This window comes from Micromonospora sp. NPDC049102, from assembly GCF_043197485.1.
GTDB lineage: Bacteria > Actinomycetota > Actinomycetes > Mycobacteriales > Micromonosporaceae > Micromonospora.
The window spans coordinates 112,606-124,469 of sequence record NZ_JBICTE010000016.1 but is presented as its reverse complement, the minus strand read 5'-3'; the positions used below and the strand labels follow the sequence as shown (position 1 = coordinate 124,469).

At 69.1% G+C, this 11,864-nt stretch carries 5 protein-coding genes and 1 pseudogene; 2 read left to right on the top strand and 4 right to left on the bottom strand.

The window, feature by feature from the left end; all coding sequences use genetic code 11:
• The 3 genes and pseudogenes from ACGFH9_RS17750 to ACGFH9_RS17740 form a co-directional block, all read right to left on the bottom strand.
• A pseudogene (locus tag ACGFH9_RS17750) lies at window positions 1–822 on the bottom strand (hypothetical protein); the annotation flags it as partial.
• Between the two features lie 62 nt (window positions 823–884).
• Window positions 885–2,924: a hypothetical protein gene (locus ACGFH9_RS17745; protein WP_393220216.1), complete on the bottom strand. Its 2,040-nt coding sequence runs from the start codon at window positions 2,922–2,924 to the stop codon at window positions 885–887.
• A 119-nt stretch (window positions 2,925–3,043) separates the two neighbouring features.
• Window positions 3,044–4,180, bottom strand: a complete 1,137-nt coding sequence (locus tag ACGFH9_RS17740; protein ID WP_393220213.1) for a hypothetical protein — start codon at window positions 4,178–4,180, stop codon at window positions 3,044–3,046.
• A 338-nt stretch (window positions 4,181–4,518) separates the two neighbouring features.
• On the opposite strand from ACGFH9_RS17740, the gene ACGFH9_RS17735 reads away from it, so the two are divergent.
• Complete coding sequence (locus ACGFH9_RS17735) at window positions 4,519–8,964, top strand: LamG-like jellyroll fold domain-containing protein (RefSeq protein WP_393220210.1); 4,446 nt, start codon at window positions 4,519–4,521, stop codon at window positions 8,962–8,964.
• 71 nt (window positions 8,965–9,035) lie between these two features.
• Here ACGFH9_RS17735 and ACGFH9_RS17730 read toward each other — a convergent pair whose 3' ends face one another.
• Window positions 9,036–10,076, bottom strand: coding sequence for an App1 family protein (locus tag ACGFH9_RS17730; RefSeq protein ID WP_393220232.1), 1,041 nt, complete (start codon window positions 10,074–10,076; stop codon window positions 9,036–9,038).
• Window positions 10,077–10,217: 141 nt separating this feature from the next.
• On the opposite strand from ACGFH9_RS17730, the gene ACGFH9_RS17725 reads away from it, so the two are divergent.
• Window positions 10,218–11,861: an ArnT family glycosyltransferase gene (locus ACGFH9_RS17725; protein WP_393220207.1), complete on the top strand. Its 1,644-nt coding sequence runs from the start codon at window positions 10,218–10,220 to the stop codon at window positions 11,859–11,861.
• Window positions 11,862–11,864 lie beyond the last annotated feature (3 nt).

The window sequence follows — 11,864 nt, the reverse complement described above, 5'->3', positions numbered from 1 at the left end:
CACGCTCACGCAACTCATCGTTGTACTTCTTCGGTGCCGGCATCGCTGGTGTTCCTCCCAGGTTTCGATGTCTCCATCTAACCCGGGGCGGAACAAGTCGTAGGTGTACGACAGGGTCTTGCCGCGCCCGTCGGTGGACTCCTGAAGGTTGCCGTTGGCGTCGTAGCTCATGCTGCTGCTACCCGCATCCGGGTCGGACTTCGCCACGACCTGACCGAGCAGGTTGTACGTCGAGGTCCACACGTTGTTGCTGGCGTCGGTGAGCGTCGACTGGTTGCCGTGCTCGTCGTAGCCGTACTTACTGATCGTCGCCGTCCCGCCGGAGACGGCGAACGTGCCGGTGAACGTGTCCGACGGCGTCGTCACCGTCGGACGGACGCTGTACTCCCGCAACTCCTTCTTCCGACCCAGCCCGTCGGTGAGCGTGGCGGACACCACCCCGCCGGCCGGCGGCACGACCGTGGTGCGGTCACCGCCGTGCACCGTGGTCGTCGTCGAAACGGTCACGCCGTTCTTGGCCGCCGCCACGATCACCGCACGACCCAGGCCGTCGTAGGTGGTGAACGTCTGGTTCGGCACCTGCTTACCCAAGTCGGCCGCCGACACCGGCGTGCTGACCGCCGGCAACGAAGCGTCGTCCCACCAGCCGTTGTACGACGCGCGGGTCCACCCGCGCGTGTCGTAGAAGGTGTCCGTGATCATCCGGCCACCCTGCGGGGTGATCGCCTGGGTCTGGCGGGTACGCAGCAACGCGTCGTAGATGGTGACGGCCTTTTGATAGCCGCTGGAGTCGTTCAGGGTCTGCGTGGTGGTGGCGGACACCCCCGTCTTCGAGACGGTGTACCCGAACTTGTGGTTCGCGTCGGCGCTCGTCGCACGGGAATTCAGCCACACCGACGTCGCGCGGCCGAGCGCGTCGTACTGCTGCGTGGTGACGACGCCGTTGGCATCGGTGCTGACCAGCGGGATGCCGCGCTTCGTGCCGAGGGTGATGGAACCCGCGTGCCCGCGGGGTTGGTGCTGGAGGTGGCGGTGACCAGTTTGACGGCGTTCATGGTGTAGCCGCTGCTGGTCTTGTTGCCCTCGGCGTCGTACGAGTCGGTGACCCGGCCGTAGCTGTCGTAGGTCGACCGCTCGGCGGTCTGCCAGACGTACGCCCCGGAGGTGTAGTCCTTGGCGGTCTGGGTGAGGGTGACGTCGCCCTTGGAGGGGGCGTTCGTCTGCGGGAACGTGGTGGAGAAGGTCTGGTCGTCGTAGAAGGTCCGTTCGGCCCTGACGACCTGGGCGGGCCGGCTGACGCTGCCCGGGGCGGTCAGGGTGTTGACGCTGCCCGGCTCGGAGGCGGGGCTGCCCTGGGTGAACCCGCCGCAGGCCACGGAGACGGTTTCGGTCTGGCTGACCAGCCCGGCGAGGTTCTTGCCGGTGTTCACCGGCGCGTAGGTGTAGGTGGTGCACTGGTTGTACGCCGTGTCGGCCGGCACGGTGTAGGTGTAGGTGTTCTTCAGCTCGCCGAACGTGGCGCTGGTGGTGTTCGCGTCGTAGCTGTTGTCGCTGGCGGTGGTACGCCAGGTCACCGAGCCGCTGCTGGTGACTGCCTGACGGCTGTAGGTTTTGATGGGTGCGACCCACTGCGCCGTCAACGCCGACAGTCCGGTCCCGCTACGGGTGGCGGTGGCCCCGGACACCCAGTAGGAGGTGATGGTGGAGGAGTCGACACGGCCGTTCTCGCCGAGGTACCGGGTGCTCTCCAACTCCTTGCCGGCGAGCTCGTCGATGTCCTCGTGGTCGCCGCCGACGGAGTCGGTCAGGTTCAGCACGATGCTGTTGTTGTTCTTCGACATGCCGCGGTAGTAGGCGGTCTCGGATTGGGTGCGGCGGTCGTTGACACCGTCGCCGGTGAACGTCTGCACCTTGGCATAGCCGCGGAACTGGCCGTAGCTGCGGTACTTGGTCTTGACGACCTCGTTCTCGTCGTAGTGCCAGGCCGCGCCGCCGAGGTACTTGTAGCTGGTCGACAGGGCCGCCGCGCCGCCGGTCGGGTCCGTGGACGTCACGCGGGTGACGGCGTACTTGTTGAACCAGTCCTTGAACGGGTTCACGTAGCCGTCCGGGGTCCAGTAGACCGGGTAGCAGGACTTCGTGTTGACCGCCGGGTCGGTGCTGACCGGGGCGGTGCACGGCACCGGCAACTCGTAGGACGGCGAGATCACCGAACCGGTCTCGGTGGTGATCGTGGCGATACGCTGGCGGTAGAACGACGGCAGGCCGCCGGTGATGTCGACCCGGTTGGGCAGCTTGACGCCGGTGAACGACACCGACGGCAACGTGATCGCCGCCGTGGACCCACCCGCGCTGGTGTCGTGACCGGTACGCGCGATATCGCTGAGCCACAACGTCGGCGAGGTGCCGTCACCGGTGGCCGGCATGCTGTGCGACAGGGCGTACGAGTCGACCTTCTCGTACTGGCTGGTGGCCGTGTTGTACTGCTGGGCCTCGATCGAGGTCAGCCGCACAGTAGAGAAGAAGGACGGGCTCCAGTCGTCACAGTCGGTGCCCGAGGCGCAGATCAGGTCGAACGGCACGTCGGGCCAGTTCGCCTTGTTCGTCGAGTTCAGCGGCTGGCACGTCCCCGACAGGCAGCGGTCACCGGTGTTGAAGACCACCCGGTTCGCCACGGTGCCGTACGCGCCACCGTCGGTGAAGCCGTAGTCGATCCGCGCCAGGTTGCTGTCCCGGATGTAGGACACGTCCGAGGCGCCCTTGTTCCGGCCGTAGAAGTTCGTGGCCTGGTTGTAGTAGTAGGCCATCGCGTTGCCGTGGGTGTCGGTGACGTAGTCCAGGTTCCACCGGTACGCCATCGTGCACACCGACGAGGAGAACCCCGCCGCGTTGTAGCACGGGTCGCCGGAGTGCGGGGAGTACACCGGCGAATGGTCCACCGACTTCGTCTCCGCCTTACCCGACGCCCATCCCGGCAGCCGGTTACGGCCGAACTCGTAGCTGGGGTGCCATCGCGCAGCGTCACCCGCCAGTAGTCGGTGTTTTACGTTCCCGAACCGTTGTTGGCGTTCTCGACGTGGGTGACGACCTCGCCGTTGTCGGACTCCGGCTTCCACACGTTCTTGGACGCGTCCCATACCAGAGCCGTCGACGAGCCATTCAACGACAGCGTCAGCATCGGACCGTCGTAGCAACGGTCCGGCGTCTTCACCGGAGACGCGCTGCCACCCGGATCGTCCATGCACGACGCGAACGTCTGCTCCACGAACGAGCGCGGCGTGGACCAGCCGTCGCCCACCCACGATGCCTGCGCGTTCGTTGACGCCGTCTGCCCGTCCACGCTGCCCGAGTCGTACGACAACGCCACCGTCGGCACCAGGTCCGACGCCGCCGGCGGCATGGTCACCGGATAGGAGTACGTGAACGAACCCGTGCTACCACCGCCGGTCCAGGAACCCGATGGCTTCAGATCCGTGGCCGCGTACGTGCCGCCCTTGCCGCCCTCATCGCCGGCTGCTGCGACCGCCGCCAACACGGTCATGCCACCCGCCGCCCGGGCCTGCGCGTCCGCCGTCAACGGCACCTCCGCCGACACCGACTTCGCCGCCGCGTCGTTCGTCGACGTCAACGGCGTCGCCGTCCGACACTCACTGCGCGTCGGCGTCGTCACCGCACACGACGGCAGACGCACCAGCCGCAGCCGCGACCCGTAGTTGCCACCGAACGCCTCGGCGAACCCTGCGTAATCCACGCCAACCCGAACCGAACCGGCGCTGGCATCCGGTTCGACAGACAGCAACACGCCATCCACCCCGGCGGCCTCCGCGGCCTTACGACCGGCGACCGTCACCTTCAGGCTGCGCGGGCCAACCTTTTCCTCGACCGGCTGAAACCACACCGGCGTATCCGCCACGCGCGCCTCCGCCGCAGCCGCGCCTCGGGCACCAGCCTCCGACACGGCCGGCAGGTCGACCTTCGCCGACGCGGCCTTCGGCCACGCCGTACGCCTCGGCCGGTACGTCGACTTCGCGTCATCAGGCGGCGTGACGAACTTCGTCGGCAACGGCTTCACACCCTTGACCGACTCCCCCGGCGATGTCGCCGGCGCCTTCGCCACCTCCGGCACCTTCGGCTTCGCCACCGCCGGCGCACCCGACAACAAGCCCGCCGCCACAGACATGGCCACGACAGTCGCGGCCAGACGTCTAGGACGTGTGAGCAGCCGTAATCCCCCGTAGATGGTCATGCAGACCTCACCTCTGCTCGCTGAAATAGAAACCACGCAGGGTGATGGGTCACACACCCCGTGGCGCGAACAATGTTTCACGTCCGACCATCCACAAGGTCACGACACGGTAACGATGATCACTCGTCAAAGCCATCAAATACGTTCCAGTGAACGCCAAAGGGACAGCGTCGAGGACCCTCCGGCGTTTCGCGCAGCCGGTCACGCCTGCTTCACTGTGGCCGCTCGATCGGGCGCACCCGCGCTCACGGCACTCACGGGGAGTACTTGACATGATCAGGAGACGACTGCGCCTACGCGCCGTCGCATCGGGCGCGGTTGCCGCCGTCGCCATCGCCACGGCCACGGTTCCGCTCACCGCACCAGCAGCCGCGGCACCGGCAGCGCCAAAGCCCGCCGTCGAACCGAAGAAGGCACTCGGCGTCGACGCCGCCCTGGCGCAGGCCAAGCGGACCGGTAAGCAGGTCGAGGCGACCGCCGCCGGCACCTCGACGGAGACCCTGTCCGCTCTTCCGAACGGCCAACTCCTGCTCAGTCAGAGCGCGGTGCCGACGCGCAAGCGCGTGGGCGCGGACTGGAAGCCGCTGGATCCCACCCTGTACCGCCGGGCCAACGGCGCCGTCGCCGCGACCACCACCACACACGACATCACCCTGTCGGGCGGCGGCAGCGGGCCGATGGCACACCTGGTCAGTGGGGACCGGGCACTGACCCTGACCGCCCCCGTCGCGCTGCCAGCTCCCACGCTCGCCGGGCCGACGGCGACGTACCCCAACGTCCTGGCCGGTGTGGACCTGACCGTGACGGTCAACGCCCAGGGCGGGTTCTCCCACGTCTTCGTGGTCAAGAACGCGACGGCGGCGAAGAATCCGAAGCTGGCCACGCTCGAGTTGGCCACCACCGCCAAGGGGTTCACCCTCGACGCCGACGCGGTCGGCAACATCAGCGGTCGGGACCGCACCGGCGATGCGGTCATCACCGCGCCGGCCCCGACCATGTGGGACTCCTCGGCGGGTGCCACCGCCGCCCCGACCGGGCGCAGTGGCGCCGCGTCGACGACTGCGGCCCCGGGCCGGGCGGCTCGCACCGCCGCCATCGGGGTCGCCGTCTCCCCCGGCAGGCTCGGTCTCAAGCCGGACCGCAAGCTGCTCACCGATGCCGCGACCGTCTACCCGGTCTACATCGACCCCAGCTTCAACTGGAGCGTCACCGGACCGAGGATGTCCGGCTGGTCCAGCATCTCGTACCAGCACCAGTCGACGAACTACTGGAACAACACGCCCGACCCGCAGGGTCGGATGCAGGTGGGCAACTCCGGCGAGCAGCGGTCGAACACGCTCATCAACTTCCCGGTGCCGTACGGCACCCTCTCGGGCGCGACGATCAACGACGCTACGTTCAAGATCACCAATACCTGGTCGTGGAGCTGCACCAAAAAGACGGTAAATGTCTACGCCCCCTCGACGACGTTGTCGAAGTCGAACGCCAGCTGGGATGACTGGGAGGGCCAGAGCAAGGGCCCTCTCGCCGCGTCCGGGAGCTTCGCCTACGGCTACAGCGGCTGTAGCGCCCAAGGCGTGTCCTTCGACATCACCGACCAGATCAAGACCGACGTCGCCAACAAGAAGGCCACCCGGACCCTGTGGATGATCGGCGGCAACGAGGCCAGCGACGATGAGAGCTGGAAGGAATTCCTGGAGACCAGCCCCACGCTGGAAATCCGTTACAACCACAAGCCCAACAAGCCGACCGGCATGACCACCTCACCGCGCACCGCCTGCGCCGGTGGGTCGATGGTCGGCGACAACCCGGTCTACCTGTACGCCCCGGTCTCCGACCCCGACGGCGGCACCCTCGGCGTGAGCTTCAAGCTCTGGAAGACGTCCGACTCCGCGCAGACCGCCCTGGCGTCCTCCAACCCGAACCTGCTCACGTACTCCTCCGGCAGCACGGGTGTGCTGATCGTGCCGGTCGCCACGTTGCGCTCCGCCGCCGGCGGTGCCATCACCAGCTTCTCCTGGAAGGTCCAGGCGACCGATTTCGGGGCGTCCAGCGACTGGTCGGCGACCTGCAGCTTCACCTATGACCCCACCCGGACCGGCGCTCCCGACATCAGCCAGCCGCAGGGACAGTCGAAGATCGGCGAAGAGGTCAGCTTCGCCATCACGCCGCCGAGCTCCGGCACCCAGCCGGCCAGCTACAGCTACCAGCTCAACGGCCTGCCCCCGGTCAGCATCTCCGCCTCCGCCGGCACCGCCCCGGTGGTCGTGACGCCGACCCGTTTCACCAACACTCTCGCCGTGACGAGCCTGTCGACCGGTGGGAACTTTGGCGAGACCGCCACCATCACCTTCAACGCGGATCCCGCCGACACGGCTGCCGACGCGGACCTCACCAGTGACGGCGTCGCCGACCTGCTGACCATCGGCGCCCGCAACGGGCTGCCCGCCGGCCTCTGGCTGGGCACGGGCATGAACAGCGGCGCGGTACGCACCACGGTCAACGACCTCGGCGCCCGGGGCAACGGGGTCACCGGCAACGAGGACCCGTCTGACTTCAACAATGGCCAGGCGATCTCCGGCCACTTCTTCGGCTCCGGTCTGCAGGACGTCCTCGTCTACTACACCGGGGGCGTCAACGCGGGCAACGGCATCGTCCTGCGGGGCAGCGGCGACGGCTCGGTCATCCAGCCGTACAACAACCAGGTGAGCGTCTCCGGCGAACTGCTTGTCGACAGCAACGGCAACGCTCCGCTGCAGTTGGCCAACGCCGGCGACTCCCGAGCGACCGGGAGCACCATACCGGACCTGATCGGCACCAGCGGCGACGCGACGAACGGGTACTTCCTCAACTACTACCCGATGGCCTTCGCGGCCGGCCTCTACTACTACGCGGGCAGCACCACGACGCTCACCCCGGCCGGTGGCGTGGACTGGAACAACTGGACGATCGCCACCGCCCAGGTCAGCGGCGGCACCGCACTGTTCCTCTGGAACAGCAGCACCGGCGCCCTGCACCTGTGGACGAACCTGGCGTACAACCAGGACACCAACCAGCTGACCTACACGCCGTACACCCTCTCGACCAACTGGAACCGGGGTGCGGCGCTGAGCCTGCGAGCCGCCGACGCCAACTCGGACGGCACCCCCGACCTCTGGACCGTCGGTGGCAACGGTCTGACCACGGCGTACCTGGTGAGCGGTCTGAGCACCACCCCCACCATCGCCACCCAGCAGGCCCAGGGTCTGGTCACCGCGAAGCACACCTGGCCGCTCAACGACGGCGAGGCGGGAGTCACGGCGGTGACCGCTGCCGACACCTCCGGCGGCATCACCCTCACCGGCACCGGCAACGCGAAATGGCACGAGGGTGACCTGTTCAGCCCGGACCTGCGGCTCAACAGCGACGCCACCGGCACGGGCGTGGACGCCAACGGCACCGGCAGCCTGGTCGGCGCCGCCAGTCCGGTGCTGATCGACACCACGAAGTCGTTCAGCGTCGCTGCCTGGGTGAAGCCCACCACCGCAGGCAAGATCATCCTTTCCGAGGAGGGATCGCGCTCCGCCCGGTTCATCCTCTGGCAGGAGCAGAGCGACAACACCTGGCGGTTCGGGATGGCCCGCTCCGACAGTGACGGCTGGTCGTACGACCAGGCCGTCAGCGCCCCCAACGCTCAGCTCGGCGTGTGGACGCACCTGGTCGCGACCTACAACGCGACCACGAGCACGATGGCCCTGTACGTCAACAACAACCTCGCGGGTACGGCACAGCACCCCGCCGCGGTGTCCTGGCCGAGCACCGGGCGCTTCGTGATCGGTCACTACCGCTACAACGGCTCCCCGAGCTCGTACTACTCGGGCCAGATCAGCAACGTGCAGCACTGGGACCGCGCCCTCAACCCGGCCGAGGCCAGCGCCCCCGGCAACTACGCCCAGCAGGTCATCGCGCCGAACATCCGTGACGTCACGGGTGACGGCCGGACCGACATGCTGATCAAGCAGGGCAACGGCGACGTGCTCCTGCGTCGCGGTACGAACCTGGACGGCAACCTGACGTTCGACGCCGGCATCGTCGTGTGCGGCAGGTGCGGCGGCTACGACTCGTTCAACATCGGCGACGCCAACAACGACGGCAAGTTGGACCTTTTCATGCGCCAGATGAGCACCGGCGACATGTACGTCTATCCGAATACGGTCGCCACCGGAGACCCGGTCTGGGGCGCGCGGCAGTCGGTCTGTGGCGGCTGCTTCAACTTCGGCACGTCCGACCTGGCCGACGTGAACCGCGACGGCAAGACCGACCTGTTCGTTCGGGAGAACAGCACCGGGAACATGTACTACTACCCGGGCAACGGCACCGCCGGCGGTGCGGTCACCTGGGGTACCCGGATCCTGCTCTGCTCTTCCTGCGGTGGCTACGACCACGTGAACATCGAGGACGCCAACAACGACGGCAAGCCGGACCTGGTCATGCGCAACGCGGGCTCCGGTGACATGTGGGTCTATCCCAACACGGCCGCCAGCGGAACCCCGGTATGGGGAACCCGCGTCCTGGTCTGCGGTCTGTGCCGTGACTTCGACATCAGTGGCCTCGGCGACGTCACCAGCGACGGAAAGGTCGACCTGGTGGTCCGTCGCAGAAGCAACGGCACCATGACCCTCTACCCGGGCAACGGCGCCACCGGCACCGTCACCTGGGGCGCACCCTCGCTGATGTAGTACACGGAAAGAACCCCCGGGCGCGGCAGGAGTCGCGGCGCCCGGGGGTTCTCGCGTTTCCGGTCGAGGGGTCAGACCAGGCCGGCGTCGCGGAGTAGCTGCCACAGGCCGGCGCCGTCGGGCGCGGACAGCCACTTCTGCCCCACCGGCCCCGAGGACGGCCGTCCGGCCGGGGCGGGCAGGCTACCGGCCAGCACCGACTGGGTCGGGGACAGCCGGCGGATGGCCACCCCAGCGACGTTCTCCGGGTGGGCGGCGGCGAACTCGCGGTAGATCTCCTGGTCGTGCTGGCCGTCGTCGCCGACGAGGAGCCAGCGTACGTCGGGGAACTCCTTGGCCAGCCGCGCGAGGGTGGAGCGCTTGTGTTCCATGCCGCTGCGGAACCAGCGGTCGGCGGTCGGACCCCAGTCGGTGAGCAGCAGCGGCCCGGCCGGGTAGAGGTGCCGGGACAGGAACCGCGTCAACGTGGGCGCGACGTTCCACGCGCCGGTGGACAGGTAGAAGACCGGGGCGCCCGGGTGTGCGGTGACGAGCCGCTCGTAGAGCACCGCCATCCCGGGTACGGCCGCACGGGCGTGCTCGTCGAGGACGAAGGTGTTCCACGCGGCGAGCAGCGGCCGGGGCAGCGCCGTGACCATCACCGTGTCGTCGATGTCGGAGAGGATGCCGAACTTGACCTCTGGGTCGAGGATGCGCACGGGCGCGTCGACCGGCTCGGCGTCGGCCACGCTGAGGCGTACGGTGCCCCAACCGGGAGGCAGGTCGGCCTCGACGAGCGTGTCGACGAAACCGCTGCGGTCGGCGCGGGCCTCGTGTCGTACGCCACCGGCCTCGATCTGCACGGTGACGTGCTTGGCGGGCAGGGTCGTGAAACTGCGCCAGCCACGCACCTTGTCCAGCCGGCCCCGCTGACGGTTGTCGGGACGGCCCAGCAGCACCCGGCACATGACGCGTACCCAACCGGGACGGCCGTAGCCCGCGTAGGCGACGATGTTCATCCGCCAGCCGGTGCGGCGCAGCCGACGCTCCACGAGCTGGTGCACGGCGTCTTCGATCCGCGCGGCCCGGTGCAGATTCGGCACGGCCAGTTCGCCGGCGGGAGTGGGTGGCACCCGCCAACCCTGCCACAGGTCGACGCCGACGGCCACGCGAGCGGGTCCGAACCGCAGCCCGCCAGCCAGGCCGGACTGGGCCGAAGCGGCCCGACCGGCCCACGGTCCGTGAAACACTCCGGTCGGGACGACGACGGGGGCGTGGTCGTGTCGCATCCAGAGCAGCACCGCGGGCGGTGGCGTCCGCGACTCGACCGGCCGGCGCTCGTCGCGCTGGTGTTCGGGCTGGTCGGTGTCGGGTACCGGCTGGTCCTGACGCTGTACACCGTGCCGGTGTCGAACAGCGACGAGGCGACCTTCGGGCTGGCCGCCCTGCACATCGGGCAGGGCCGCGAGCGTCCGGTCTTCCTCTACGGCCAGCACTACATGGGGATGCTGGAGTCGTACCTGGCCGCGCCTCTGCTCGCGCTGGCGGGGCCGAGCTGGCCGGTGCTGCGGCTACCGGTGCTCGCCCTGTACGCGGTCTTCCTCTACCTCGTCTACCGGCTCACCCGTCGGCTCTACACGCCGTGGTTCGCCGTCCTCGTGGTCGGTCTGCTGGCGCTGGGCCCGGAGCGGGTGGTGCGCGACCAGCTCACCGTGGTCGGGGGTCGGCCGGAGGTCAAGCCGGCGGTGCTGTTGATGCTGCTGATCACCGTGGGGCTGGCCGCCGGGTCGGTGCGCCACCGTCGACCGGCATTCGCGCTGTTCGGGCTGCTGGCCGGGCTGGCCGCCTGGTCGGACTGGCTGATCCTGCCGTACCTCGCGGTCGCCGCGTTGGCCCTGGTCTGGGCGGTGCGGCGGGAGCTGTTCGGCTGGGCCGGGCTGCTGCTGGTGGCGGGTTTCGTGGTCGGGGTCGCGCCGATGATCATCGACAACCTGCGCGCCGGCCCGGGTGAGGACTCGCTGACGGTGTTCCGGGAGGTCAGCACCAAGGCCGGCCCGCTGCCGCCGTGGTCCGACCGGATTCGGGGCGGCCTGCTGGACGGGGTGCCGCTGGCGCACGGGCTCTGCCCGGTCGACGGCTGCGGCCGGGGGCAGCAGTGGTTCGGACTGCTCTACCCGGCGCTGCTGGTGGCCGCCGCGGCGCTGGCGCTCGTCGCGTACCGTCGGGCCGCCGGCACGCCACCCGCCGAGAGCACGCCACGGGCCGCGCGGGTCGGGCCGGTCGTGCAGCTCGCGCTCGTCGTCGGCGCGGCGTTGACCCTCCTGTCGTACGTGCGCAGCCCGCTCGCCGCGACCAGCCCACTGGACAACGCCCGGTACCTGTCGGTGCTGCAACTGTCGCTGCCGGCGGTGCTCTGGCCGCTCTGGGCGGTGGCCGTGGCCTGCTGGCGGGGCACGGTGGGCGCCCTCGGCCGGCTGACCGGCGCGCTGGCCACCGCCGTGCTGGCGGCGCTGGCCACGACGACGCTGGTGGTCACCGTGCTCTTCGCGACCAGCGGCACGGCCGCGTCGCGGACCGAGGAGCGCCAGGCCCGGGAACTGGCCTCCGCGCTGCGCGCCGACGGACCCCACGAGGTGTACGGGGACTACTGGACCTGCAACCGGCTCATCTTCAACACGGACGAGACGGTGGTCTGCGGAGTGCTCGACGGCAATCTGTCCCCCGGGCAGAACCGCTACCGGCCGTACTGGCGGCAGGTCGGGCGGGCCGCGCGGCCGGGTTACGTGGTGGAGATCGACTCGCCGATGGACCGGCGGCTGCGCCGGCTGCTCGCCGACCGGCCCGACGCCGCCCCGGTACGTGAAGTGGGCGGCTATCGCGTGTACCACCCCGACACCCCGGTGCGGCCGTGGCGCTGACGA